Origin of the sequence: Enterobacter cloacae complex sp. IR5422 (genome assembly GCF_049238165.1) — a bacterium.
GTDB classification, from domain to species: Bacteria; Pseudomonadota; Gammaproteobacteria; order Enterobacterales; family Enterobacteriaceae; genus Enterobacter; species Enterobacter roggenkampii.
This window is the reverse complement of the sequence record NZ_JBMKHT010000002.1, coordinates 22,293-49,104: the sequence shown is the minus strand read 5'-3', so window position 1 is coordinate 49,104 and position 26,812 is coordinate 22,293. Positions and strand designations below refer to the sequence as shown.

Annotated in this window: 22 protein-coding genes, 1 other RNA gene and 1 pseudogene; 13 read left to right on the top strand and 11 right to left on the bottom strand. The window is 55.6% G+C overall.

All coding sequences use genetic code 11. The features are described from left to right. Positions 1-3 precede the first annotated feature (3 nt). Positions 4-10,065, bottom strand: coding sequence for a BapA/Bap/LapF family large adhesin (locus tag ACOTXT_RS01775; protein ID WP_333164018.1), 10,062 nt, complete (start codon positions 10,063-10,065; stop codon positions 4-6). Positions 10,066-10,822: 757 nt separating this feature from the next. Between ACOTXT_RS01775 and ACOTXT_RS01770 the strand changes: the two genes are divergently transcribed. The 3 genes from ACOTXT_RS01770 to ACOTXT_RS01760 are packed head-to-tail and all read left to right on the top strand — an operon-like array spanning position 10,823 to position 12,676. Then, positions 10,823-11,350 (top strand): tetratricopeptide repeat protein, encoded by a 528-nt coding sequence (locus ACOTXT_RS01770; RefSeq protein WP_008502544.1) that lies wholly within the window; start codon positions 10,823-10,825, stop codon positions 11,348-11,350. Continuing rightward, positions 11,331-11,888: an RNA polymerase sigma factor gene (locus ACOTXT_RS01765; protein WP_055322358.1), complete on the top strand. Its 558-nt coding sequence runs from the start codon at positions 11,331-11,333 to the stop codon at positions 11,886-11,888. Before ACOTXT_RS01770 ends, ACOTXT_RS01765 begins: the two co-directional genes overlap by 20 nt. Beyond that, positions 11,885-12,676, top strand: a complete 792-nt coding sequence (locus ACOTXT_RS01760; RefSeq protein WP_055322359.1) for an anti-sigma factor family protein — start codon at positions 11,885-11,887, stop codon at positions 12,674-12,676. The genes ACOTXT_RS01765 and ACOTXT_RS01760 overlap by 4 nt, the downstream gene beginning before the upstream one ends. Here the strand turns inward: ACOTXT_RS01760 and ACOTXT_RS01755 are convergent. Further along, complete coding sequence (locus tag ACOTXT_RS01755) at positions 12,668-13,228, bottom strand: YceI family protein (RefSeq protein WP_023294379.1); 561 nt, start codon at positions 13,226-13,228, stop codon at positions 12,668-12,670. The genes ACOTXT_RS01760 and ACOTXT_RS01755 overlap by 9 nt on opposite strands. A 105-nt stretch (positions 13,229-13,333) precedes the next feature. Then, entirely contained in the window at positions 13,334-13,690 is a 357-nt protein-coding gene (locus ACOTXT_RS01750; protein ID WP_008502540.1) for a hypothetical protein, read from the bottom strand. Between the two features lie 386 nt (positions 13,691-14,076). Here ACOTXT_RS01750 and ACOTXT_RS01745 point away from each other — a divergent pair. The 7 genes and pseudogenes from ACOTXT_RS01745 to ACOTXT_RS01715 all read left to right on the top strand — a co-directional run. Continuing rightward, positions 14,077-14,274 (top strand): annotated as a pseudogene (locus ACOTXT_RS01745) (nucleotidyltransferase domain-containing protein); the annotation flags it as partial. Between the two features lie 158 nt (positions 14,275-14,432). Beyond that, on the top strand, positions 14,433-15,209 hold the full coding sequence (locus ACOTXT_RS01740) for an isocitrate lyase/PEP mutase family protein (protein ID WP_055322343.1): 777 nt from the start codon (positions 14,433-14,435) through the stop codon (positions 15,207-15,209). Then, complete coding sequence (locus tag ACOTXT_RS01735) at positions 15,193-16,239, top strand: bifunctional transcriptional activator/DNA repair enzyme AdaA (RefSeq protein ID WP_055322342.1); 1,047 nt, start codon at positions 15,193-15,195, stop codon at positions 16,237-16,239. The genes ACOTXT_RS01740 and ACOTXT_RS01735 overlap by 17 nt, the downstream gene beginning before the upstream one ends. A 410-nt stretch (positions 16,240-16,649) precedes the next feature. Beyond that, positions 16,650-16,898 (top strand): hypothetical protein, encoded by a 249-nt coding sequence (locus tag ACOTXT_RS01730; protein ID WP_021241986.1) that lies wholly within the window; start codon positions 16,650-16,652, stop codon positions 16,896-16,898. 21 nt (positions 16,899-16,919) lie between these two features. Then, the gene (locus tag ACOTXT_RS01725) at positions 16,920-17,576 is read left to right on the top strand and encodes a hypothetical protein (protein WP_021241987.1); all 657 of its coding nucleotides are present in this window, start codon (positions 16,920-16,922) and stop codon (positions 17,574-17,576) included. 19 nt (positions 17,577-17,595) lie between these two features. Further along, a complete protein-coding gene (locus tag ACOTXT_RS01720; RefSeq protein ID WP_127341473.1) occupies positions 17,596-17,799 on the top strand; it encodes a hypothetical protein in 204 nt (67 codons plus the stop codon). A gap of 8 nt (positions 17,800-17,807) precedes the next feature. Beyond that, entirely contained in the window at positions 17,808-17,993 is a 186-nt protein-coding gene (locus ACOTXT_RS01715) for a hypothetical protein (protein WP_127341472.1), read from the top strand. Positions 17,994-18,288: 295 nt separating this feature from the next. Here ACOTXT_RS01715 and ACOTXT_RS01710 read toward each other — a convergent pair whose 3' ends face one another. Next, on the bottom strand, positions 18,289-18,954 hold the full coding sequence (locus ACOTXT_RS01710) for a hypothetical protein (protein ID WP_021241989.1): 666 nt from the start codon (positions 18,952-18,954) through the stop codon (positions 18,289-18,291). Beyond that, on the bottom strand, positions 18,951-19,532 hold the full coding sequence (locus ACOTXT_RS01705) for a recombinase family protein (protein WP_333164033.1): 582 nt from the start codon (positions 19,530-19,532) through the stop codon (positions 18,951-18,953). Before ACOTXT_RS01705 ends, ACOTXT_RS01710 begins: the two co-directional genes overlap by 4 nt. 154 nt (positions 19,533-19,686) lie before the next feature. Here ACOTXT_RS01705 and ACOTXT_RS01700 point away from each other — a divergent pair. Beyond that, positions 19,687-20,798 (top strand): IS3 family transposase gene (locus ACOTXT_RS01700; RefSeq protein WP_115509563.1). Its coding sequence is split into 2 segments (ribosomal slippage): positions 19,687-19,948 and positions 19,948-20,798, totalling 1,113 coding nucleotides; the frame shifts between segments, so codons are not numbered across the junction. Positions 20,799-20,945: 147 nt separating this feature from the next. Here the strand turns inward: ACOTXT_RS01700 and ACOTXT_RS01695 are convergent. The 3 genes from ACOTXT_RS01695 to smpB form a co-directional block, all read right to left on the bottom strand. Beyond that, complete coding sequence (locus ACOTXT_RS01695; protein ID WP_021241992.1) at positions 20,946-21,707, bottom strand: hypothetical protein; 762 nt, start codon at positions 21,705-21,707, stop codon at positions 20,946-20,948. Between the two features lie 82 nt (positions 21,708-21,789). Continuing rightward, positions 21,790-22,153, bottom strand: a transfer-messenger RNA (tmRNA) gene (gene ssrA / locus ACOTXT_RS01690). Positions 22,154-22,242: 89 nt separating this feature from the next. After that, positions 22,243-22,725, bottom strand: coding sequence for an SsrA-binding protein SmpB (smpB, locus tag ACOTXT_RS01685; RefSeq protein WP_024908331.1), 483 nt, complete (start codon positions 22,723-22,725; stop codon positions 22,243-22,245). A 156-nt stretch (positions 22,726-22,881) separates the two neighbouring features. Here smpB and ACOTXT_RS01680 point away from each other — a divergent pair, with 156 nt between their 5' ends. After that, complete coding sequence (locus ACOTXT_RS01680; RefSeq protein ID WP_014832955.1) at positions 22,882-23,319, top strand: type II toxin-antitoxin system RatA family toxin; 438 nt, start codon at positions 22,882-22,884, stop codon at positions 23,317-23,319. Beyond that, a complete protein-coding gene (locus tag ACOTXT_RS01675) occupies positions 23,309-23,596 on the top strand; it encodes an RnfH family protein (RefSeq protein ID WP_333164039.1) in 288 nt (95 codons plus the stop codon). The genes ACOTXT_RS01680 and ACOTXT_RS01675 overlap by 11 nt, the downstream gene beginning before the upstream one ends. A 108-nt stretch (positions 23,597-23,704) precedes the next feature. Here ACOTXT_RS01675 and bamE read toward each other — a convergent pair whose 3' ends face one another. From bamE to nadK, 3 genes are all read right to left on the bottom strand, one after another. Then, positions 23,705-24,043, bottom strand: coding sequence for an outer membrane protein assembly factor BamE (gene bamE / locus ACOTXT_RS01670; protein WP_008502502.1), 339 nt, complete (start codon positions 24,041-24,043; stop codon positions 23,705-23,707). Between the two features lie 138 nt (positions 24,044-24,181). Continuing rightward, the gene (recN, locus tag ACOTXT_RS01665; RefSeq protein ID WP_333164042.1) at positions 24,182-25,843 is read right to left on the bottom strand and encodes a DNA repair protein RecN; all 1,662 of its coding nucleotides are present in this window, start codon (positions 25,841-25,843) and stop codon (positions 24,182-24,184) included. An 85-nt stretch (positions 25,844-25,928) separates the two neighbouring features. Further along, a complete protein-coding gene (nadK, locus tag ACOTXT_RS01660) occupies positions 25,929-26,807 on the bottom strand; it encodes an NAD(+) kinase (protein ID WP_008502500.1) in 879 nt (292 codons plus the stop codon). Between the last annotated feature and the right edge of the window lie 5 nt (positions 26,808-26,812).

The window sequence follows — 26,812 nt, the reverse complement described above, 5'->3', positions numbered from 1 at the left end:
CTATCAGGTAATGATGTGTTGCTGGTTAACAAGCTCGTCGTACGTGGTCTGAACGTTATCAAGCGTAACGAGTGCAGTATTAGTGTAGGTGGACCCTGCACCATCACGGTCGATGGAGATCACAGTGTTGCTACCGCTTTGTGTGACATGGATATAATTCCCCAACGAGGCGGTATTACCGTCCCAGCCCACCAGCAGATCGCCAATGTCGATCTTGTCTCCCTGCGCCAGCGAGAACCCGGTCCAGTGATCGCCTCCGGCGCTGCTGACGTTACCCGCCGTGGCATTCCCCACCGTACTGTTCAGCACCTGGTAAATCAGCGTATCGCCGTAGGCCGTACCGGTGATGGCGTCGTTATGTTCCGAGCTGATGAACTGCGGCGCCATATTGATGGTCAGCGTAGCGGTATCCGTTCTTCCGGCAGAGTCGGTCAGGGTGTAGTTGAAGGTCTCCTTCGACGTCATGGTTGAGAGCGATACCCCGCTGTTCAGGGTGTAGGTGTAATGGCCGTCAGCGCCGATCGCCAGCGTGCCGTAGTGGCCGACAATGTTCACCGTTGCGCTGCCGGTATACGGATCCAGCGTGGTGGTCACGCCGTTGTAGCCGGTCACGTTCAGACGGGTATCCACCGAGTGGAGCTGATCCAGCACGCCGCCAGAGTCGGTGCCGTCAAAGATATTGCCGTTGACGGTGTGGCTGCCGGTGACGTCGAAATTACTCAGCGAGTAGGTGGTGCCGTTTACGCTTGGCGTGATGGTGATGGTCCCGACGCTGAGCCCCGGTACGCTACCGGTAAAGCTCAGCGTATAGGTCCCGGCGTTGAGATCCAGCCCGGTCAGCGGGACGTCGATACTGCCGCCCAGCAGCGAGGCGCCGCTGAAGGAGCCGCTGCGGATCGCGCCGTTGGCATCGCTAATCGTCCAGTTCACCGTCAGCCCGCCCAGCGCCAGCAGCGAGGCCACGCTAAAGTGCAGCGACGCGTTGTGCAGCGCGGTGTTCGGGTCGACCACGAAGGTTCCGCTGCCGCTGCCCTGGGTTGATGAGAACAGGGCCGTGGTCCAGCTGGCGACGCCCACGGTGGTATCCGAGTAGACCGACGTGTGGTGCACCGAGGTAAGGTCCATCGTGGCGCTGACATCGTTGACCGCATTCATTGCCTGCGCGGTTGGGGTGATGTTGAGCGATGCCGTATCCTTCGAGCCGTCAGGCGCGGTAACGGTGTAGACGAACGTATCCGGCGTGCTGATATGGTCCGCGCCTACGCCGCTCCTCAGGGTATAGGTGTACTGACCGGACGCATTGATGGTCAGCGTGCCGTATTCCCCCTGAATGGTGGTGGTGCCGCTGCTGTTGACCGTCACGCCGTTCACTTCGGTAACCAGCGTGCCCGCTGGAACCGGGTCATTCGCCAGCACGTCGCCGGTGGTCGTTTCGCTGATACTCGCCACGCTGTAGACATGGTCCTGCAGGACGCTCAGCGTGTAGGCCGTCAGGGCGGTGATCCCGGACGCGGTATTCAGCAGGAACAGGTACTCCCCGGCAGGCAGGTTCAGCGTCAGCTGCGGTGACGTGCCCCCCAGCAGCGGCGCGCGCAGCCAGCCCGACTCGACGCGAACCTGCTCGAAGGTCTGGGTCGCATTGTTGAACTTATAGACGTACAGATCGAACACCGATGCCAGCGCCACGCCGCCCACGGAGGCCTGGATGGTCATGGTGCGGGTCGTCCCTTCCTCCACGTTGTAGATAATCGGGTTGGTCAGGTCGTCCAGCAGGTTAAGCCCCAGCGTGCTGCCGAGATTAATGCCCACCAGGGTAAAACCGTTCTGAGACGAGGCGCCGTTATTCACCTCACTCACGGTGGTGTCAAAGGTCAGGGAGGCCGTGTCGTCCACTGCCACAATGCCGTTGATGACCGTACCGGCACCCAGAGACAGCACCAGGTTTGCCGACGCGCTGACGCCGTTATGGGTGATGGTGTAGGTGAAGCTCTCCGTCCGGCCAACGACCGCGGCGCTGGTGTCGGTCAGGTTGTAGGTATAGCTGCCGTCGCGGTTGATGGTCAGCGTACCGTATTTGCCCTGGATCACCGTGCCGTCGGCGTTCACGCTGGTGGTCACGCCCTGCGCGTTAGTGACCGTGGAGATAGTGGTGCCGGCCGGCGCGTTGTCGCTGCCGGCGGTCGGGTCCGTATCGAGGATCACGTTGCCGTTGAGGCTGGTATCGCCCGTGACCGTACCCGGACCGGTCTCTTTCACCGCCACGTCGAGGCTGGTGTAGGAGCCTGTCGCCAGCAGGTTGGTGTTGTAGCTCAGCACGCGGTAGTTGCCGTCGGCCAGCCCGGTCAGGTTCAGCGAGACGCCGGTGGCGCCGAGGGTCAGGAGATCGGCAAACTGCGGCTGGCCGGTATCCACCACGGTTGTCCAGACACCGTTAACGTAGTGCTGCACCACCAGCTCAAGGGTATTGAGCAGAGAGAGCACCGCCCCCGTGGCATTGGCGTTTACCACGATGTCCGCGCTGCCGCCGTTGCCCACCGTGAAGTTCACCTGCGCGGTGTCATTACCGATCAGCGTCAGGACGTTGCCCACGGCGCCGACCAGCAGGAAGCCGTAGTCGCTGTACTGGCTGTTGGTGACGGGCGCCGTGGTGCTGAGGTTCAGCTCCTCAACGTTATTGCTGGCGGAGAGCGGCACCACCGGCGCAAGGGCGGAGCCCGGCAGGGAGGTGTTGCCCGCGACGTCGGTCGCGGTGATCTGCAGTGTCTGACCTTCGATCTGTTTGTTAATGAAGGTGTAGCTGTAGGTGCCGTTACTGCCCGCAATGGCGGTCACCGTTGAACCGTCCGCAAGGCGGATAGTGACGGTGCTGCCCGCCTCCGCGCTCCCGGTCAGGATGCTACCGTCGGCGTTGAAGGTGCCGGTCGGCGCCGTTGGCGCGGTCGTATCGACGATAATCGTCGTCACGGCTGACGCCACGCTGGTGTTGCCCGCCGCATCGGTGGCCGTAGCGGTAAAGTTATGCGTGCCCTGCGTCAACGTGGTGGTGGTTTGTGGCAGGGTCCAGTTGCCGCTGCCATCGGCGGTGACCGTGCCCACCAGCGTGATGCCGTCGTAGATCCGGACCGTGGCATTCGCTTCGGCAGTCCCGCTCAGCGTTGGACGGGTGTCGTTAGTCGGGTTCGTACCGGTCACAGGCCCGGTGACGCTGCCGACATCATCAATGACCGAACTGATGACCGGCGCGGCTGGCGGAAGGGTATCGACGTTAATGACATATCCGGCGGTGGGGGCGCTGGCGTTGCCCACCGCATCGGTGGCGGTGAAGGTCAACGTGTGCGCGCCGTTGCTCAGCGCCGGAGAAGGCGTAAAGCTCCACGCGCCGCCGGTCGCCGTCACGCTGCCGATCTGTACGCCGTTATCAAAGATTTTCACCGTGGCTCCCGCTTCCGCCGTACCGCTGAGGGTCGGCTGCGCGTCGTTGGTGAACCCACCGTTGGCAACTGGCGTCGCCGCATTGCCCACGTCATCCAGAATGCTGGTCAGCACCGGCAGCGCAGGCGGCGTGGTGTCGACGGTGAGGCTGAAGCTGGTGGACGACACGCTGGTATTGCCTGCCGCATCCGTGGCCTGCGCGGTAAAGCTGTGCGCGCCCGCGGTCAGCGGAGGGGTGAGCACGATGCTCCAGCTGCCGCTGCCGTCCGCGGTGCCCGTGCCGACCAGGGTGGTGCCCTCATAGATCTTCACGGTGGCAAACGGTTCGCTGGTCCCAACAAGCTGCGGCTGGGTGTCGTCGGTCGTCAGTCCGGACGTGAGCGGGCCGGTGATACTGCCCACGACGTCGATTGCCTGGCTGATAACCGGCGCGTTCGGTGCCGCGGTATCAACAATCAGGGTAAAGCCCGGCGAGGTCGGGCTGACGTTGCCCGCTGCATCGGTGACCGTGGCGGTCCAGGTATGGCTGCCGTTGCCCAGCGGCGCTGATGGCGTAAAGCTCCATGCGCCGGTGCCGTCCGCCTGCACGGTACCGACCGGCTGTCCGTTTTCATACACGGTAACCGTGGCGTTGGCGGTCGCGGTGCCGTTCAGCGTCGGCGTGGTGTCGTCGGTGCTCTGCCCGGAAGAGAGCGGGGTTTGAATACTGCCCACGTTGTCACCCGCGGTCGAGATGACCGGCGCTAACGGCACGCCCGTATCGACCGTCAGGTTAAACGGTGCCGTTGTGGCGCCGGTGTTGCCTGCCGCATCGGTCGCGTTAAAGGTGATGGCGTGTGGACCTTCGGCCAGATCGCTGCCCGGGGTGAAGCTCCAGTTGCCCTGGGCATTGACCACCGCCGTGCCAATTTCGTTGCCATCAACGAGCACGTGCACGGTAGAACCCACTTCGCCCGTGCCGCTGAAGGTCGGACGCGCGTCGTTGGTGCTGTTGCCCAACGTGAGCGTTCCGGTGACCGGACCGATATCATCAACCACGCTGGTCACCACCGGCACGCCGGGGGCTGCGGTATCAATGGTAAAAGCGAAGACCGATGAGTTCGCCGAGGCGTTGCCTGCAGTATCCGTTGCATACGCGCGCAGGGCGTAGCTGCCGTCGCCCAGCGGCGCGGTCGGCGTAAAGGACCAGTTCCCGCTTCCGTCAACGGTCGTTGTACCAATCTGCGTGCCGTTATTCATGATGTGGATAGTGCTGCCCGCCAGCCCGGTGCCGCTGATGGTTGGGGTGCTGTCGTTGGTTACCTGGCCGCTGGTGAGGTTACCCTGGACGCCGCCAGGGACGTCGTCGTTCACATTATCCAGCGTCGGAACCGTCGGAGCAGTCAGGTCAACCACCACGCTCCAGGGGGCGGAGACCGCGCTGAGGTTGCCCTGCGGGTCGGTCGCCCGGACGGTGAAGCTGTGCGAGCCTTCGCCGAGGGCGGTATCAGGAGTAAACGTCCAGGTACCCGTGTTGTCAGCCGTGACCACGGCAATCTGGGTGCCGCCGTCGAAAATAGTCACCACGCTGTTTGCGTCCGCTGTCCCTGTAAGGGTTGGCGTGGCGTCGTTGGTGAGCTCGCCGCTGACCACCGTGGTGGCGGCATTGCCCACATTATCCGTGACGTTGGTGATGACCGGCGTGGCGGAAACGGAATCCACCACGACGGTGAAGCCCGCCGAAGGACCGCTCTGGTTCCCCGCCGGATCGGTCTCGCGGATGGTCAGGACGTGATTGCCCTCTGCCAGGACAGGCGTGGTGTAGCTCCAGGTGCCGGTATTGCCGATTACCACACTGTCCAGCAGCACGCCGTTGTTGTAGATGGAGATGGTATCGCCCACCGCGCCGGTGCCGGTGAGCGTCGGCTGGTTGTCGTTGGTGGTCTGGCCGCTGGTCAGCGGGCCGGTGCCCGGGCCGACGTCGTCAATCACGGCGCCGATGGTCGGCGTGCCCGGCGCGGTGAGGTCAACGGTGACGCTGGCCGCCGGAGAGCGGCCGCTGGTCTGGCCGTTAAGGGTCGCGGTCACCTCAAAGGTGTGCAGCCCCTCGCCAAGCGCGGCTGGGGTATAGCTCCAGTTGCCGCTGCCGTCGGCCGTGACCGTCGAGACGGGCGTCACGCCACCGTCCAGGTAGATAGCGATCTGGCTTCCCGCCTGAGCCGTACCGGTGAGGGTTGGGGTGGTGTCGTTGGTCGTTTTGCCTTTCACGTCGCCAATGATTGGGTCGACGTCATCGTTGATGGCCACGATCACGGGTACGTCAGGAAGATTCGGAAGCGTACCGGTGACATTATAAGTTGCATCAACGCTGGTACGTCCGGAAGCATCGGTCGCGGTCACGGTCAGGGTCGCGCCATCCTGCGGGGCCGGGCTGACCGCAATGGAGAAACTGCCGCCGGTCGCCACCCCGGTACCAATGACGTTACCGCCACTATCCTTAACGGTGATGAGTGCGCCTGCTTCGGCGGTACCGGTCAGCGGTGTACCTTCTGGAGCAAGGCTAAGATTGCCCGGTGCGGTTGGGTCCTGGGTATCCACCGTCACGCTCAGTGACGCTGAACCGTTTGACGGATTGCCTGCCTGATCGACTGACGAGACAGTAAAGGTATGCGAACCATCCAGGAGCGTTGTGCCTGCGGTCCAGCTCCAGCTGCCGTCCGGCTGGATCGTGATCGGCACACCTGACGCGGTACCGTCGACGGAGACGATAACGGTAGTGCCGGGCTCGCCGGTCCCGGTTAGGGTCGGCGTGCCGTCGCGGGTGTAGAGCACGTTGTTGGTGAGCTGGCTGTCTGAGACGGCATTAATTTGCGGTATCCCGGGCGCAACGGTATCGAGCGTGACGGTAAAGACTGAACTCGGCGCGCTGAGGTTGCCCGCTGCGTCCACGCCCGCTACGGTAATGTTCAGCGGACCGTCCGTTTGCGCTGGAAGCGTCAGGCTCCATTCTCCGTTCACCACCACGACACGGCCCAGCTCGACGCCGTTGTTGTAGACGATCACCGTCTCACCGTTAACGCCGGTTCCGCCCACTGTCGGCGTGGTATCCGTGATGTAGCCTCCGTTCGGTTCACCGCCCACGGCGCTGATCGCTGGCGTAGCCGGTGCCACGGTATCCACGGTGATCGCGATCGCCGGGGAAGCGTCAGAGACGTTGCCCGCTTCATCGGTGGCGGTGGCGGTATAGACGTGGCTGCCCTCCGCAATATTACTGTCAGGGCGCCAGCTCCAGTTGCCGTTGCTGTCTACCGTGACGGTACCAACGATAGTTGGCGTGCCGCCGTTAACCGTGTCAGTGATGTTGATTACGTCGTTTGGCGTACCGGTGCCGCTCAGCACCGGGCGCGGATCGTTGGTGGTGCCGCCATTGGGGACGGGACCGGTGATCTGGGTGACGCTGTCAGTAATGACCGGTGCTGCAGGCGTAGCCGGCGCCTCGGTATCAATGGTGATGGTGACCGGCTGCGACGGGGCGCTTTCGTTGCCCGTGCCGTCCACGTTGGTGACGGTCAGGGTGATGTCATAGGTGCCGCCAGCCAGGGGGGATGGCGGCGTCCAGGTCCAGTTGCCGGTATTGTCCACGACAGCGTCGCCGATTTTGACGCCGCTGTCGTAGATCGTCACGGTATCACCCGGATTGCCGGTACCGCTCAGGGTCGGCGTGGTGTCGCGGGTGGTTTCGCCCGGATTCAGCGGCGTTGTTGTGCCGTCAGGATTGACGGTAATGGCCGGGATATCCGGCGTGGCAGGCGCAACGGTATCCACCGTCAGTTCAAATGGCGTTGAGAGGGTGGTATTGCCCGCGGCATCCGTGGCGTGCACCGTCAGGGAATGCGGACCGTCGGTGAGCGGGGTAACGGGCGTGAAGCTCCAGCCGCCGCTGCCGTTGAGGATGGCGGTGCCAAGCAGAGTCGTGCCGTCATAGACGGTGATCACCGTGTCTGCAGGGGCAGTGCCCTGCAGCAGGGGGCGAGTGTCATCCGTGGTATCGCCGCTGTTGAGCGAACCCAGTACGCCGCCGACGTCGTCGGTCACGGTGGTGATGGTGGCCGCCGCTGGCGCAGTGATATCGACGTTCAGGGTGAAGTCGTCTGACGGCTGGCTGGTGTTACCCGCCGCGTCGGTGGCGACGACGCTAAAGGTATGAGGACCTTCGTCAAGCGGCGTGGGAAGGGTATAGGTCCAGGTGCCGCTGCCGTCGATCGGGATCGTAATAAGATTGGCACCATCCAGGCGAATGGTAACGGTTGAGCCCGGTTCAGCCGTGCCGCTGAGCGTTGGCGTGGTGTCGTTGGTGCTGTCGCCAGAATTGAGGGCGCCGAGGCGCTCCGGCACATCATCCAGCACCTGGGTAATGACCGGCGCCGCAGGCGCGACGCTGTCAACCGTCAGAGTCCAGGTGTTGGAGACGGGGCCGGGGTTGCCTGCCACATCGGTCGCGACGGCGGTCAGAGCGTGGGGGCCTTCACCGATTGAGGAGGAAGGGGTAAAGCTCCATACGCCGAGGCCATTGGCAACGGTTGTACCGATTTCAACACCGTCCACGCGCAGGCTGATCGTCGCGTTTGCTTCAGCGGTACCGCTGAGCGTCGGGGTGGCGTCGTTGGTGGTCCCGTTCACGTCGATCGCGCCGGTCTGCCCTGGAATATCGTTTACAACCTGTAAAATCACCGGGGCGCCAGGTGCCGTCCCGTCAACGTTAATTGTCCACGCATTTGATATCCCGCTCGGGTTACCGGCGGGATCCGTCGCCTTCGCGGTCAGCACCCAGGTGCCGTCGGTCAGCGGTGTGGGCGGCGTAAAGCTCCACTGGCCGGAGGAGGGAACAACCACCGTACCGAGGGCATCGCTGCCGTTATAAATCGTGATGGTCGAGCCTGCCTCGCCTGTGCCGTTCAGGGTCGGTGCCCGGTCGTTGGTCAGCCCATTCTGGGCCACGGGGCCGGTGGTGGCCTGCACGTCATCAATCACCGACAGGATGACCGGGGTCTGCGGCGGGGTAATGTCCGGTGCCGCCGCGGAGGTGGTTGGACTGGTGTTGCCCGCCGTGTCGGTGGCGTCAGCGGTCAGGATTTCGCCGTTGATCCTCGGCGGGCTCAGCGTCAGGCTGAAGTTCCCCTGGCTATCAACAACCACTGTGCCAAGGGTGAAATCGCCTTCACGAATGGTCACCGTGCTGCCTGCTTCTCCGATGCCGCTGATGGTGCCGCCATCATTCGACACCACGAGGTTTCCTGGGGCTGACGGCGGCGTGGTGTCCACGGTAAAGATGATAGGCTCAGAGGCCGTACTCTGGTTTCCGGCGGCATCGGTTTCAGTGACGGTGATCGAGTGCGTTCCGTCCGGGAGCGGGCCCCCTGGGGTAACGCTCCAGGTACCGTTAGGCAGCACCGTCGTTGTGCCAATCGCCACGCCGTTATCGTAAATGGTGATGGTTCCACCGGGTTCGCCCGTTCCCGCCAGGATCGGCTGCGAGGCATCGGTAGGCACGCCCGACGTGATTGTTCCTCGGATAAGGCCCGTATCGTCGAGCAGCACAATCGCGGTGGGCGCTGTCGGAGGGGTAAGATCGACGGTGAGGGTGAATACCGGTGAGGCTGGCCCGGTGTTGCCGGCGGCGTCGGTTGCCCGTACGGTAATCTGGTGGGTGCTTTCATTCAGGTCGACGGACGGGGTGAATGTCCATGTGCCATTGCTGGCGACGACCGCGGTGCCAATGGCTATTCCGCCGTCATAAATCGTCACGGTGGAGCCCGCTTCGGCGGTGCCGGAGAGCTGCGGCCGCTGATCGTTAGTGCTGCCGCCGTTGGTCACCGTCCCCGTCTGAGGGGCGATATCGTCGATTACGCTGCCAATCGTGGGTGCATCGGGTGCGGTGAGATCCGGTGCGGTGACGCTTGAACCCTGGCTGGTATTCCCGGCGTTATCCGTTGCGGTGGCGGTTACCTGCTCGCCGTTGGTCAACGGTGTCCCGAGGGAGACGCTAAAGTTGCCGTCGCTGCCCGTTTTTCCTGTGCCAATGACGTTGCCGTTTGCGTCTTTCAGCGTGATGGTGCTCCCGGGTTCGGCGGAACCGGTGACGGTTTTACCGTCTGAGGAGAACTTAAGGCCGGAAGGTGCATTTGGTGCAGTCGTATCCGGATCGGCCGAATTGTTACTGCTGCCACCGCCGCCACCGCCGCTACTTGCCGCGGCCGCGATGCCCCCTGCAGCGGCAATACCACCCAGGGCCCATGGCCAGATGGCGGCGCCACCGGCGTCACTTCCTGACGCCGCAAGCAGCACGTCCGTGGACGCGATAGATTCGTACGTGGCGGCCCCGGTCGGATCTTCAATCCACCATAACGCACCGTTGCTGTCCTGCAGAACCAGCTGACTCACGCCCTGCGCGTCCGCCACATAGAAGTTTTTAAGGGTGATCACCTCGCCGGAGTGCAATGTCACCAGCAGGTCGTTACCACTTCGCGCGAAGTGTGAGACGCTCGCTCGCTCGACGTGAAGCTCAACGACAGAGGAATGGTTCAGCGTAACCTGTGTACCTTCTAGGGTCGTTTCTACGCCAGTAAGTTTTGAAATAACAGAGATTTGGCTCATTTTGTTATTACTCCAGCAGAAGTGTCATGAACGGCGAGCAAGACGAGCCATCTCTGCTGAAGGTAAAGGGCGCCCCCGGCGCAGTTGCTGTTATAAAACAGCGCTCACCGTAGATTTCAGCGCGCACGATGCCCGCCATGCGTCAGAGTGGCAACATCAGAGCGAATCTAATGACTTATGAAAAAACCGTTTAATGGGTGTTTTGTATTTTATAAAACCCTGTAATTAATAGAGGAATTGGTTTCTGGAATATAAAAATGATATAGACAGAAAATGAGGGTTGTGCAAATTAAGCTTTGGTAAATAAAGATGGAAACAATGAGTGGGGCATTAATGGATTGCTCTTTTTTATAATTGTTGTTTTTTATATCGTTGTTTTTATTGTCTTTTTGTTTTCTTTTGTGGTTCTGTTATTTAACGTTTACGACCCAGTATGATAATTGGTAGGGAGCATTTTAAATATCATGCCAAACGTTATTATTTAAGTGCGCTTAATGTGTGTTTAAGTTAGGGTAACGTTTTTGATGTAAGATATATTATGTCACTTAGGTAATGAAATATATTCTTGTACAGGGTTAAAACTCTGCTAATAGGCGCAAGGAATAATAACGAGAAAACAAAAAATAACCTGGTTTATTACCTTTACAACTGAAGTGCAGGCAGGGTTTTAGGACAGAAAAAAATTCACCGAAGAATGAATAAAAATCCTCACCCGGACGTTTACTGACGTCACTCCCCACTCACCCTGGAGTTTTATATGCGCACAACCTCGTTTCGTTTGATCCCGGTGCTGATTTTTTCTCTGCTATCTCCACTGGCGCTGGCCATGGGCAATAATAGTACCGAGAGCAAAACGCCTGATTGTCCTTCCGGACAGGTGTATGACAGCGCCACGCAGAAATGCGTGCCGGACAAGAGCAGCAGCCTCAGCGACCAGGACAAAACCAACTATGCGTACCATCTCGCGAAGAAAGGCGAGTACCAGGCGGCGCTGAACCTGCTGGATTCGCTGAAAAATGGCAACACGGCTGAAGCGTGGAACTATCGCGGGTTCGCCACGCGCAAACTGGGCCGAACGGACGAAGGGATTGGTTATTACCAGCGTGCGCTGGCTATCGCCCCGGATTACGCCAAAGCCCGGGAGTATCTCGGTGAAGCGTGGATGGTGAAAGGACGTCCCGACCTCGCGAAAGAACAGCTGAAGGTCATTGCCGGAATCTGTGGCCAGTCCTGCGAGGAGTACCGTGACCTGCAGGCCGCCATCAATGGACACCCGGAATCCTGATCTTCTCGTGGAGGGAAAACCCATCGCAACCCGTGAGGTTCGTCAACAGCTCGCCGCACACCTGCCGCGCCTCTGGCGCTATGGGCTGGTGCTGTCGCGAAACAGGGATATCGCCGAAGAGCTGGTTCAGTCCACCTGCGTGCGTGCGCTTGAAAGAAGCAGCCAGTATACGCCTGGCACGCGCATCGACAGGTGGCTGTTCGCGATCCTGCACTCCATCTGGATCTCTGAGCTTCGGGCACGACACGTTCGCCAGGGGCAGGGATTTGTCCCCAGCGACGAGCTGCTGGCGCCCGACACCCGCGAACAGGATGAGACGCGCCTGCATTACCTGAAGGTGATGCAGCGCGTGAACGCGCTGCCCGAAGCCCAGCGCAACGCGGTATTTTTGGTTTATATCGAAGGCTTTACCTACCAGGAGGCGGCGGAGACCCTGGCGGTGCCGATCGGTACCGTGATGAGCCGGCTGGCGACGGCGAGGGCTCGGCTTGCCAAATCCGCTGACGCACTGCCTCCGGTAAAGGAGAAACGCTCTTGAACGCGCACCGTTTTGCACCGCCCTATAACGACGACGCCATCGTGGCCTGGATAGATGGCGAGATGTGCCGCGCCGACGCGCAGTTATTTGAAGAACAGTTAAAATGTGACGAACGCCTCGCCGGGCGAACCGACGAACTGATGAAAAGCAGCCAGGATTACGCCGGGGCGTTTGCCTCCCTGCTGGATGATGCGCCTCTTGAGAGGATGCAGGCGCGTCTCGCGGCACTTCCCGACCCGCAGGTCTCGACGGCGGCTGGCGTCAGCCGACGGGCGCTGATCGCCGCCTCGGCCAGCTTTTTGCTGGTGGGTTCCGGGCTGGGGTATCTGCTGCGTCCCTCAGCTGCGCCTGCGGATGAGAACGCCCATATCCGCGACCTCGAAGCGCAATATATGTCCCTGTACAGCGTCGAGACGCTGCTGGATATGGACAGCGCAACGCCGGTTCTGCAGCGCGGGCTGGAACGGGCCGCGCAGGACATCGGCATGACGCTAAACCTGTCGCAGCTTACCCTGCAGGGGGCTGAGCTTAAAATGGTGCGCATGCTGCGCTATGAAACCACCTCTATCGCGCAGATTGCCTGGATCAACCCCGACTACGGCCCGATGGCCCTCTGTATTTCGCCTGTTGATGAGAAGACGACGGCCTCGCTCCAGCAGGAGCAGCGGCACAGCATGAACCTGGCGTGGTGGCTGGAGGCGGGCTACCAGTTTGTCCTGATTGGCCGCAACCCGCCGTCTCACCTGCGGGGAAACGCTGAGCGGCTGCAGCGCGTGATTTCAGGATGACGGCACCTTGTTAGTCTGTATCGCAATGGCGATGGCAATACGATCGTCCACGACCAGGGCAAACTTATCCATCCCGTAGGACGCGCGTGATATCGCGGTGGTGGCATCCAGCGTGAGGGCCTGCGCATGCGGGTCTTTCACCGCGGCCTCCAGGATCACCGGCCGGGCAATGTTTCGAACGGTCAACGTGCCGAACACCCTGAACCGTCCGGCGCCCTGGTCGACCACGCGAGAGCTGATGAACTCGATGGTCGGGTAGTGCTCCGCATCAAAAAACATGTCGCTTTTTAATTGCCAGGTGAGCAGCGTGTTTGAGGCCACCAGGGTGGCCACAGGAATGGTGACGTGGATGTGGTCGTCAACGTCGTTATCCGGATTGAGCGTTACGGCACCCGTCACGCCGCTGAACGTCGCCCAGGAGAGGATGCCGCCGAAGGCGTGCCACGAGAGCCGAATGGCGGTGTTTTTGGTGTCGATAAGGTAGCTTTTCGGGGCAGCATGCAGGGAAGGGCATAACAGCAGAACGGTCAGAAAGGCCAAAAGGCGATACATAGTGGTTTCTCCGATAAGTGCGCACTGCGTAAACGCCTGAGGTGCTAATTATATTCGAAGAAATAAAAAAGGCCGCAAGCGCGACCTTTTCGTGAGGATAATTAATTACTCAGTGACTTTCTTTTCCAGCTCGCTGGCACCTTCTTTGGTTTTGTTCCAGCCTTTCTCCGCGCCTTCTTTGGTGGCATCCCACCCTTTCTCGGTGCCTTCTTTGGTTTTATGCCAGGCTTTCTGGGAATCTTCGCTGACCTTGCTGCCAAAGCTTTCGCTTTTACCTTCCGCAGCATGCTTCTGTTTCAGCTTCAGCTCTTCACCTTTGTTCTGCTCTTCGTGCAGTTTTTGCTTCGCCTCGTTGGCGTTTGCGTTCGCCGCCGCGACGGTATCGTCAGTTGCATGTGTGGTCGCAGCAAATACTGGGGAAGCCAGCAGAACGGCAGATAATGCGATAATTGTTTTTTTCATAATATCCTCATTTAACGTTATCGGTTATGAGCGTGGTTCAGCATGGCACAGGCGAAACGGGATGGATTTAGGAAAAAACTGTAATGAGATCAACATGCCCTGATGAGAGGTATTTAGCCTGAGGATTATCCAAAGGATAAAACGCCTATTTCCGCGAGGGCGGCGAGCGTCAGGAGAATGAATATTATGACGGTTATGGGTCTGTACATGGTGGAGTTCCTTTCGGGTTGAACGGCTATTCCGTAGCGCTGGGTGGGGGTGTTTTTTTATTCTCCATAGGGGGAGGGGCGGTGTCGTTGATGTTGGTCAAAGGGAGAGGATAGCTTCTCAAGCGAGAAGATGAATGAGCTCTGTCAGGGCTGGACGTAGTGATTGTGGTGGAATGATCGCAGATTCACTCCCTTCTCGCTGGCGGCTCGCTTGTTCATGGCGGGTTTGATAAATACTCCGTTCTCGATTATGTCGTTGTGGTAGACCCTCTCTACTATGACGAAATCATGGCTCAGCGTATTGTGTTCGCCGGAACACTGGGTCACCTGCTCCATGCTTTCACCGGGGAACATGTGGGAGAGCCTCGTCTGCTTAGCCATGCTGAAAGCCGGAGCCCGGGCCTGAAAGGTTTTGGTCTGTTCCGCCCCCCATGTTCAGACGACGTTTGCTAAAAAATGGTCGTCTGAATTTCGGTTGTGAGGTTCTTCCTGAGTGCTTAGATTCATTTTCAATCTATCGAGAGGATATGAATATGAACTTTGCAGAACGCCACTATCAGCATGAGCCTCTTCTTATCGCCAACGTCTGGGATGCCGCCAGTGCTGTCGCAGCGCAAAAAGCAGGCTACCAGGTTCTGGGAACGTCCAGTGCAGCTATAGCGTCCACACTGGGATATGACGACGGGCAGGGAGTGCCGTTTGATGAGTTATTTTATATGGTCACCCGGATCCGGGCTGCCAGCAGCCTGCCATTGAGCGTTGACATGGAAGCAGGGTATGGTGATTCAGCCGAAGAGATAGCAGACAATCTGCGGCGCCTTGCTCAGACAGGCGTCGCAGGCGTTAACCTCGAAGACAGCCGAGTCATAAACGGGGTTCGTCAGCTTGACGATGCCTCTGATTTTTCCCGTAACCTGAGAACAGTATGCGATACGCTGAGAAGCGAAAATTACAGCCTGTTTCTGAACATCCGGACTGACACGTACCTGCTCGGGCATGAAGACGCGTTGCAGGAGACGATATTACGGGGTCAACGCTATAAAGCTGCAGGTGCTGACGGCTTTTTTGTTCCCTGCCTGACGTCAGAGAAAGACATCAGCCTCATTGCAGAGGCAACGGGGTTACCTTTGAATGTCATGTGTATGCCCGATCTTCCGTCATTCGACAGTCTGAAACGGGCAGGGGTAAGCCGCATTTCAATGGGCAATTTTGTTCATTCAGCGATGCAGTCAACGCTGACTGATGTCATGCATGCGATCCGATCTCGTCAGACGTTTGAAGGACTTTTTGGCGATGAAAATAACCGATAAAAATCTGTGTGATATCTGGTATCAGGCATTACTTGAACGTGCTTCAGACTACACTGGCGTGTTTTTTGTTGGCGTCAAAACCACGGGCGTATTCTGCATTTCGGTATGCCGGGCGCGAAAGCCCAAGCGCGAAAATGTCGAATTTTATAAAGATGCCAAATCTGCCCTGGCGGACGGCTTTCGTCCCTGTAAGGTCTGCAGACCTGCGGAAAATGCGCACAGCGCGCCATTATTCGTTGAGCAGGCGCTTGCGCTTGTCAGGCGCGATATTAAATCCCGTGTAGCAGACGCGGAGCTTCGTCAGCATGGCATCAGCCCGGAGCGGGTAAGGCGCTGGTTCCTGCAACATCACGGCATCACTTTTCAGGCTTTCCAGCGAATGCAGCGGGTGAACGTTGCCCTGCAGGAGCTGAAAAGTGGACGAGCGGCGACTGACGTTGCGCTGGATAATGGCTATGAATCGCTGAGCGGCTTTGGTTATACCTACAAGCGTCTTACTGGCGCAGCGCCGACTCAGGCAACCCAGGTGATAGTCATTCACCGGTTTACCACGACGCTTGGACCGATGTTTGTCTGCGCGACAGAGCGGGGAGTCTGTCTGCTGGAGTTTACCGATCGCCGGATGTTAGAAACTGAATTTCGCGATATCCAGCGTTTATTTAACGCCAGAATCGTCACCGGCGAAAACAGCCATACCCGGCAGACAGTAAAAGAAATCGGCGAGTATTTTGCCGGAACGCGCCGACAGTTTGATCTGGCTTTAGATGCTCCGGGCAGTGATTTTCAACAATCCGTCTGGCATGCGTTGCGTGCGGTTCCCTATGGACTGACCTCACACTATCAGGCCATTTCACTACGGCTTAATAAGCCCAATGCTGTGCGCGCCGTCGCTGCAGCTAATGGTGCCAACCGGATTGCGATTGTGATCCCCTGTCACAGGATAATTGGAAAAGATGGTGCGATGACAGGTTACGGAGGGGGGATTTCACGCAAAGAATGGCTTATTGAGCATGAGAGAAATAATGTTTAATGGCTTGATGTTGCTGTGTCGCCGGGAAATTTTATGGACTTCGCGGGACATGTTGAGGGTACAAAAAAGCCCGCAGGGCTTGTGCCGTGCGGGCTTTCAGGACTTCATCAGTCGACTCTGGTGATCGCTGATGGAGAATTTTGGTGGAGCTGGCTGAAAGCGACACTAACTAAATACTAACTGTCTGATTCTTTAAGCAATATAGCGGGAATCAATGTCAAAGGAGTATGTCACAAAAGTTAGCGCTGCTTCAAGTCTCAAAGTGCTGTTTATAAAAACAGTGCTTTCTATGATCTGCATCACGAATAGTTCTTGCAATGATGTTGTTAATGAAATTTTTCTGCAATACTATATGTAGTTGTAGTTGTTTCTCAGTTGTCAATATATTGTATTGCTATTGGAGATGTTCTATGGCTATTAACAAAAAACAATCCTCACCTAAGCTTGCTTCTCAAGCCGCGAAGGCCCTACAAAATGACAGTTCCTCTGAAATTAAGAAGAAGCTTGCTGCTTCTGTAGTTGCTCAAGCCCGTACAGGTAAGCAAACTGGTGCAGAAATGGAGACGATAGCTTCCGATGTTATGAAGAGTTCGAAGTACAGCGAGGAAACCAAAAGTTTTGCAGCCTCACTGTTGTCGCAATCGAATAAACCTCGTTAAGCACCACTAAGGAATCGATAAGTGGCAAGGACTGAAGAGCAGCGAGCTCAGGCAACATCAATTTTCGCAACTTACAAAGCAGAAGTTGATAAGCGTGAGCTCTCTAATACTGACAACTATGATAAGAACATTCTTACATTGTCATCTGCTGGCCTTGCTATCTCATTAACTGTCTTTAAAGATATAGCACCTCATGACCAAACTGCATATATGTGGCTGCTTTACTCTGCATGGATATTATTTGGTTGTGCAATATTAGCAACAATATTTAGTTTCTCGATTAGTAACGCAGCATTGAGGGCTGAGTTAGAAATTGCTCATAAATACTACATCGAAGAAGATGAAAGTGTCTTTGGGAAGGTAAGCCTAGAATCAAAGATATTGAACTGGGTGAACAGATTTTCAGGTGGTTTTTTTGTTTTAGCTATAATCTCGGTCATAACATTTGGAGTGATCACCTTTGATAGAAAAATAGAGGTTAGCAAAAGCGATATGGTTAAAAAAACGCAGCAAATTAACAACGATGGGTTGCCGCCACCAATGATGCAAAGAGTGCCTATTGATAAAGGTGCTACGGTCCCATTAATGCAACCGGTAACGCAAACAAATCAGACGGTTCCACCAGCTACTGATGGTACATCTTCGCCTGCAACACCAACTGATCCTGCTAAAAACTAAGGTAACGTTAGGAGCTAATTTGAACGATAAATCTCAGGTAATACATACAGGCATGGGAATGGATGGAGCAATGATGCCTTCTATGCAGCGTGTATTTGTAGGAAATGGTGCAAATGTTCCTCAGATGCAGGCAATTCCTACCACTCAAGCTACGCAACAATCATCTGAAGGGGCTGCAAAACAACCTTCCGCAACTTCATCTAGCAGCCAAAATAAAAAATAAGGAGTTTGATGATGAGTTCTAATAATTACAAAACAGTTCGTATTGGCGATGGTGCCATATCACCTAAGATGATTAAAGTATCTAACTCTAATATTGAGAAACATGGTGCAACGATGCCGAAAATGCAGCCAGTCCCCAGTCAATCATCAGGTACAGTTCCTTCACCGACTAAAACAACGAACAATAAGCAGTAGCCAATTTATCTAAACGAGCCTTTGCAATGAAGTAAAGGCTTGCTTCAGCATGTGCTAATGATTCCGCATTCGTTTTCATAATCATATAAGAAGGAAGACTGGACGCGAATTCAACTCCCCTCACCGAGCTGAATTCTTATATGAGACTGGGGATTGATTCGTAGAGATTGCCAATTGGGATAGAAGCGAACCAAGGTTCCATTGATACGACAATGAAATCAAAGAATAACAGTAAGTTACTTTTACTCTTCGATTCCGGTTGTCTCACTCTTTTGTACTACTAATCAAGCAGGTGTCAGTAGTATGAACCTTCGATTTTGTTCAATAGCTGAGTGAATCTGAGATGTTCATAGAATTGATTACGATACTCGTTAAACTTGGCCCCTGTATCATCTGTTGTAAGGCCCGGATAGAACAGCTTATCCATGCTGGCTGTTGCTGGGAAAAGTTGTCCACGCATTTTCTTAGTCACTGAGTCTACACAAATCTTGTTTAGGTCTTTCTTTCGTAAAGATTCGGTATATTGCTGACTAACTGCGGCATAATTTTTAACGTTAAGATAATTTCTATCAATGGCTACATCCAGAAGCTTACTGATGCTTGCATTGTCTTTTGGAAAAGGCCCAAATTTCTCGTACAGTTTCTGATCATAGTAATAAAGTCGCGGATACCGATCATTTGCGTATCTAACTGACAAGTCAACATAGTGTTTAACTTTTTCCCAGTATTCGAGAGTCTTGAAAGTTTCAGTCGTATGGCCTGCTTCATCCCTGAGTTTCCCCGAACCTTTCAGGTAGCCAATGCAGATATCTACCTTAGATTGCAGTGGGAGGGCATTTTTCATGTTCTTCTCAAGCCCTTCTCGATTCACCTGAATTAACTGCAACTCGTCTTCAGTGGGCTGATACACAGCCATAGCGGGGAATGCTGCTAAACAGCCTGCCGCCAGTAGCCATTTCATAGTTTCACTCCTTGTTGATTGTCTAGTAGGTCTGGGCGTTCAGTGCGGATGATTCGATAAATGCTAGTGATACCAATTTTCAACAGATGAGAAATCTCTGCTTTACTAGTTCCATTTTCGACCAATACTATAACTTCTTTAGCCTTGCTGCGAGCTGTTGGTTTGCGAGCTTTATACTTGCCTTTGAGTTTTGCTAGTGCGATACCCTCGGCCTGCCGTTCCAGCATCATTTCACGCTCGAATGTGGCAATAGCCCCGATCATCGTCAGCATCAGCTTTCCTGTAGGTGTGGCTGTGTTGATGCCAATATTGAGGATATTCAGGGCCACTCCTTTACCCTGAAGGTATTCGGAGACTTCCAGTAGATGGCGGGTATTACGGGCAAGGCGATCCAGTTTTGTTACCTGTACCACATCGCCCTCACGAACAAACTCCAGCATTGCCTGTAGTTCTGGACGGTCATCTTTTGCCCCGCTGATTTTCTCCCTGAATATCTTTTCGCAGCCGGATAGCGCTTCGAGCTGTGTATCCAGACTTTGCCCGGTAGTAGACACACGGGCGTAGCCAACTGTAGCCATATGAGCTCCTTACCCTGCCAATAGGCCATGCTATGCTGCAAAGACCTGCCAAAACGCCAAAACAACCCTGTGGCATTGTAAGCATCCCGGTAAAGCGGACCATTCACATTAGAGATCTTCCGGCATACTGATTATGTTCCTGGAGGAGAGCGCCATGCGCAAAGCCCGATTCACCGAACACCAGATCATTGCCGTTCTGAAGTCCGTCGAAGCCGGACGCACCGTCAAAGATGTCTGCCGCGAAGCTGGGATTTCTGAGGCCTCGTACTACAACTGGAAAGCGAAGTTCGGCGGTATGGAAGCCTCTGATATCAAAAAGATGAAAGACCTCGAAGATGAAAACCGCCGGCTGAAACAGATGTTTGCGGACCTGAGTCTCGAGTGCCGCGCACTGAAAGACGTTATTGAAAAAAAGCTTTAAAACCAGCGATAAAGCGTGAGCTGGTCAGCTATCTGACCGCGCAGTTTGCCATGAGCTTACGTCAGGCATGCAGGATATTATCGCTGAGCAGGACGGTATTTCGTTATCAGTCGGATACGCGACGTGATGAGCCGGTCATTATGGCGCTGAGCGTGGCGGCTGAACGCTATCCGCGATACGGATTTAAAAAGCTTTTTCAGGTGCTGTGCAGGCAGGGTAACAGCTGGAACCATAAGCGCGTTCACCGGATTTACTGCCTGCTGAAACTGAATTTTCGCCGTAAGGGAAAACAGCGCCTGCCGGTGCGCAATCCGGCTCCGCTGGCGACGCCAGAGGCGATGAACCAGAGCTGGTCCATCGATTTTATGCACGATGCGCTGGTGTGCGGCAGATGCTTCCGGACCTTCAACGTGGTGGATGATTTTAACCGCGAAGCACTGGCGATCGAAATTGACCTGAATATCCCGGTGCAGCGGGTCGTGAGAGTGCTGGACAGGATCGTGGCAAACCGCGGATATCCGCTGAAGATGCGGAGGGATAACGGTCCGGAACTGGTCTCGCTGACGCTGGCACAATGGGCAGAAGAGCATGGTGTGATGCTGGAGTTTATCAGTCCCGGCAAGCCAACAGAGAATGCCTTTATCGAACGGTTCAACCGGACATACAGAACAGAAATACTGGATTTTTATCTGTTCAGAACACTGAATGAAGCACGGGAAATTACAGAGCGCTGGCTGGCTGAATATAACGGCGAGCGCCCCCACGAATCTCTGAATAACCTGACACCGGAAGAGTACCGGCTGATGGCTGAAACCCCGGAAATCTCAAAAAGTGCGTGGAACTAAAACGGGTGTGCTTACAGTAGCTGTTGCGATAGTTTTGGAAGCTTTTTTCTTAGAAATGAGCTCAAGAAGTGGAGTTTCGAGCACTTCTTTTGCTTTGAGTTTTTCAGATAATGAGGCAAGTAACTCACGTAACTCTCTACCGCTGGATTATGAGATCTCCGAAATAGGCACATTTCCGAAGAAACTGAAGGTCAGAGCGAGCGAGTGAGCATATTTGTCCTGACTTTTCTGCGAGTGCTCTTTGCTTGCGTTCTCGGTTTGGTACTTGTTGATCATATCTAAGAGAAAATGAACATCAGAGCGAGAAGTCTCTCTAGAGGAAACAGGGCTAGTTGTAAGCCAATCAGCATCACCACCAAGAATGATTGCTCGCGTATTCTGCAAGGATTTGACCTTGGCTTGTGCCACCATACGAGTAATGACCTGGTAATCGTAATCACTGAGAGTAGCTTTAAGGTGTGGCAGTTCGTCCAGAACGGTACTTGCTTCGGCTCGGTGCAGAGATGGTTTATCATCGTAAGCGATGCGTTCTTTCAAATCAGAGACAACCATATCTAGTGTCTCAAGATAATCGTTAAGATCGCCTTCATTACGTTTAGAGCCGCAGAACCAATGTTCTGTTTCCTCGGCTGTCCATTCGGCAATTTTTGCTCGAAGTTTTGCTCTGATTTGCTCTTGTGCTGATTTTTCCATCACGCCATTCTTCAGTTTTTTTGGGGCCCCCAAAGAAGCAACCATCTGGTTGCAAAGTGTTTGTAAACGCAGGGCAAGAAGACGAGCACGCTGAAAGCTTGCTGTTTGCAGGCTCAGTCTGTATTCGATTGCATTGCCCTGAGCGACGAAACGCTTCCTGAACCACCAGACGTGGTTACGCTTGTAGAGGTAATGAGGGATGCTGTTTGATGGCATATGGTACACTCCTGAGTCACAGTTGTGCCACACGCCAAAAGAAAAACGGCCTGAAACTCTAAGAGAATCAGGCCGTTATATTTGGTGGAGCTGGCGGGAGTTGAACCCGCGTCCGAAATTTCTACATCCTCGGTACTACATGCTTAGTTTGTCTTTACATTCGCACGCCAGCTGCGGACAGACACGCCACTAACGAACTAGCCTGATTAGTTTTAACGCTTCAACCCCAGGCAGGGCTTCCACGCGATCTCTTTTGGGTTTGACCTCTCTTTGATCCCCGTCTTAAGAGCGGAAGCTAGGGAGAGAGGGCTCAGAGCAGGTTATTAAGCTGCTAAAGCGTAGTTTTCGTCGTTTGCGACTATTTTTTTGCGGCTTTTAACGAGGCAAACCGCCCCTCGGCATGCACCTTGGGTTTCGCAAATCCCGTCGAATCCAGAATCAGCCCCAATAGTGTTGAACTGAGTATACCAGATTTCACTTCCTGGATACCAGCCCGGAACGCTAACTTATTGAATAGTACAATAAGTGTGCAGAATCAACGTCCTGCGTTTTTCATAATGCGCGCTTTGTCCAGCTGCCACTCGCGCTCTTTCAGGTCAGTACGCTTGTCGTGCTGTTTTTTACCCTTCGCGACGCCAATTTTCACTTTACACCAGGCGTTTTTCCAGTACAGCGACAGGGCGACCACGGTGAAACCTTCGCGGTTGATGCGTCCGTAGAGGGATTCCAGCTCACGCTTGTTCAGCAGCAATTTACGCGTGCGCGTTGGGTCACACACATAGTGTGAAGAGGCGACGGTCAGCGGCGTAAAGTTCGCGCCGAACAGGAAGGCTTCGCCATCTTTCAGGATCACGTAGCTATCGCCGATGTTGGCTTTCCCGGCGCGCAGCGATTTTACTTCCCAGCCCTGCAACGCAAGGCCAGCTTCGAATTCTTCTTCAATGAAATACTCGTGGCGAGCACGCTTGTTGAGCGCAATGGTCGCCGAGCCTGGTTTATGTGCTTTTTTCTTCGTCATAAGTGTCGTAAAGCCGTCGGTAATCTGATTTCAAAAAGTCACCTCATTGCGTCCTGTGAGGTCTAACGCGCTATCTTAGCACGAGATGAGGCTTAGCGTTTTTTTAACAGGTGATAAATGTTATTATTTGTCCGTTGTGTGACCATGGGAAATGCTATGCCTCAGATTAGCCGTACTGCGCTTGTGCCTTACAGCGCGGAACAAATGTATCAGTTAGTGAACGATGTTCAGTCTTATCCAGAATTTATTCCGGGATGCACCGGGAGCCGCGTTCTGGAGTCCGGCCCGACGCAGATGACCGCGGCGGTGGATGTCTCCAAAGCGGGGATCAGCAAGACGTTCACCACCCGTAATACGCTGACGAGCAATCAGAGTATTTTGATGCATCTGGTGGATGGTCCCTTTAAGACCCTGATGGGGGGCTGGAAGTTTACGCCGCTGAGCGCTGACGCCTGCCGCATTGAGTTCCATCTGGACTTCGAGTTCACCAATAAGCTGATTGAGCTGGCGTTTGGCCGCATCTTTAAAGAGCTGGCATCGAATATGGTTCAGGCGTTCACCACCCGCGCCAAAGAGGTTTACAGTGTCGCATAAGATTGCTGTAGAAGTGGTTTATGCGTTGCCGGAGAAGCAGTATCTGCAGCGCGTGACGCTGGAGGAGGGGGCGACCGTTGAGGAGGCCATCCGTGCTTCCGGCATCCTCGAGCTTCGCAGCGATATCGACCTGGCGAAGAACAAGGTCGGGATTTTTAGCCGTCCGGTGAAGCTGGGCGATGTGCTGAAAGAGGGCGAACGGGTGGAGATTTATCGTCCGCTGATTGCCGACCCGAAAGAGCTGCGTCGTCAGCGCGCGGAGAAGGCCAGTAAGTAGCGCTTTCTTCTCCGGTGGCGCAGCGCTTAGCGGGGCTACGATTCTTCGTAAGAACTCAGATACAAAAAAGGTGCTCAATGAGCACCTTTTTGCATTTCTGACACCGGATTATTTAGTCAGGGCAGGCTTGTTGTCGATGTTGGTCAACACACCGGCGCTGCTGAAGGTCAGCGTCAGGGTCTGCTGGGTCGCATCTTCATGGCCCGGCTTCTGGCGGAATACATAGAACCAGGTGTTAGTGCCGAACGGATCGGACATCATCGGGGTTCCCAGTGCATAAGCGACCTGCTGTTGTGTCATCCCCACGCGGATTTTGGACACATCGTTAGGGGTAAGGTAGTTCCCCTGGTTGATGTCAGGACGGTAAACCACTTTCTCCAGAGTGGAACAGCCTGCGGTCAACATCAGAAGAACCGCTGCGGCAGCGGTCAGCATTTTACAACGCATAGTGATTTGATTCCTTTTCGGGCCCGAGCAGAACGCGGCTCATATGTAATATGCCGATGATAATAGACCTTGCCCCACTTTGAAACCGGTCTGGCGGCGTTTTTGTTGTTCTGTATGACCCTGAGATCCCGAAAAAGTTTATGCCGCCAGCAGTTCTTTCGCGTTCGCGAGCGTGTTGCGCGTGACTTCGCTGCCGCCGAGCAGGCGTGCCAGCTCCTGCAGACGCGCACGTTTATCCAGCGGCTTCATGTGCGTTTCGGTCATTTCGCCGTCGGTTTCTTTGCTGACAATAAAGTGATGATGACCGCAGCCCGCGACCTGTGGCAGGTGGGTGACACACATCACCTGCGTGGATTCGCCGAGCTGGCGCAGCAGTTTACCCACCACCGCCGCCGTCGGGCCGCTGATGCCGACATCCACTTCATCGAAAATCAGCGCTGGGGTGTCCATTTTACGCGCGGTGATCACCTGAATCGCCAGCGCAATACGCGACAGTTCACCGCCTGAGGCCACTTTGGAGATCGCCTGCAGCGGCTGCCCCGGGTTGGTGGTGACGCGGAATTCGATGCGATCCGCACCTTCCGCCGTCAGGTGGTTCTCTTCAAAGCGAACGTCAATGGTGAAGACGCCGTGCGGCATCGCCAGCGTGTGCATGCTGTCGGTAATGTGCTGGCTTAACTCCTGAGCATAGTGCTGACGAATTTCATGCAGCTTTTGCGCTGTCGCCAGCGCCTGTTCATGGTGCAGGCTCACCGCCAGAGAGAGGGTCTCCTGCGAGTCAGCCTGATCGTCAAGCTGCTGCTGCTCGTCCAGCAGAGACTGATAGTAGCCCGGCAGCTCTTCCGGCGTAACGTGGTGCTTGCGCGCCAGCGAGATCTGACGGGAGATACGCTGCTCCAGCTCAAAAAGACGGTTCGGGTCGAGATCCAGACGCTCACAGTAGTGGCGAAGTTCGTCACCGGCTTCAGAGATCTGAATGGCCGCCTCTTCCAGCATATCCAGGACGCCAGACAGTTTGCTGTCCATGCCGACCAGTTCGGTAAGCAGCTGACGGACGTTATAAAGCTGGCTCTGCAGGTTCACGTCTTCGCCATCCGCCAGCAGGTTGAGCGCATTCTGGCTGGTTGAGAGCAAGTGACCGCTGTTCGCCAGGCGCTTGTACTCTTCGTCGATTTGCTCAAACTCACCCGGCTGCGGGTTGAATTCGTTCAGCTCTTTAAGCTGGTATTCCAGCAGCTCCGCACGGGCGGCGCGCTCCTGGCTTTGCTGCTGGTGCTGGGCAAGTTCACGGCAGCTCTGATGCCACTGGCGATAGTGCTCTGCCATAAGATGAGTAAGCGCGTATTCACCCGCATAGCCATCCAGCAGCGCTTTCTGCTGTTCGGGTTTAACGAGTTGCTGATGCGCGTGCTGACCGTGGATCTGGATAAGCAACTGGCCGAGTTCACGGAGCTGGGAGAGCGGGACCGCTGTGCCGTTGATAAAGCCGCGTGAGCGACCGTCGCTGCTAATAACGCGGCGAAGTAAACACTCACGTCCATCTTCAAGCTGATTCTGCTCCAGCCAGCGCTGGGCGGCAGGGGTGTCTTTCAGGGAGAAACGGGCGCACAGGTCGGCACGGTTTGCGCCCATGCGCACCATGTCGCCCTCAGCGCGGCCGCCAAGGCACAAGCCGAGGGCATCAATGGCAATGGATTTACCCGCACCGGTTTCCCCGGTGATCGCCGTCATGCCGCTGTGGAAATCGATCTCAAGCTCACGAACAATGGCAAAGTTGCTGATGGTCAGTTGTGCCAGCATAATTGTTTTCCTGTATGAAAAACCATAACTGTGTTTTCATACAGTATAAACTGGTTTTATATACAGTAAAGTCCTGGATGCAAAATCAGAACAATTTTTTTGACCAGCCAAGCTTCGAGCTTAATGTGTTGAAATAGCTGTAATCTTTTGGATGTATCAAATTCAGGTGGTAATCACACCGGCGAATAAGCACATCTTCACCTTCCTGGATAGGCAGCGCTATCTGGCTGTCGCAGCTGATCTCCAGGTCGTTACGGCGGTGCGAGAAGCGCAGACGGATCGTGCTGTCGCCGTTGATCACCAGCGGGCGTGCGGAGAGCGTGTGCGGGAACATCGGCACCAGGGTAATGGCATCCAGCGAGGGCGTCAGGATCGGGCCGCCGGCAGAAAGCGAGTAGGCGGTTGAGCCGGTCGGGGTGGAGATAATCAGCCCGTCAGAACGCTGGGAGAAGGCAAAGATTTCGTCGATATAGACTTCGAACTCGATCATGTGCGCCACTTTACCGGGGTGAAGGACCACCTCGTTAATCGCGGTGCTGATGCGCTTCTGGCAGTCCTGCTGGCACACCTGCGCTTCCAGTAAAAAGCGTTTTTCACTGATATAGTGGCCTTCCAGCACGTCGGCCAGCTGCTGCTGTGCATTGTCCGGGTCCAGGTCGGTTAAAAAGCCGAGATTGCCACGGTTGATGCCGATGACCTTAATGTCATAGCGCGCCAGCGTGCGGGCCGCGCCGAGCATGTTGCCGTCGCCGCCCACCACCACGGCGAGATCGGCCTGTTGGCCAATCTCTGCCAGCGTGCCGGTTTTAACGCTCTTCAGCTGCAGCTCCTGAGCAATCTGCTGCTCGACCATCACTTCATAGCCTTTGCTACACAACCAGCGATACAACATTTCATGTGTCGTTAGTGCGGTAGGGTGACGCGGATGCCCGACGATCCCAATACACCTGAAATGATTATTCATTTTCT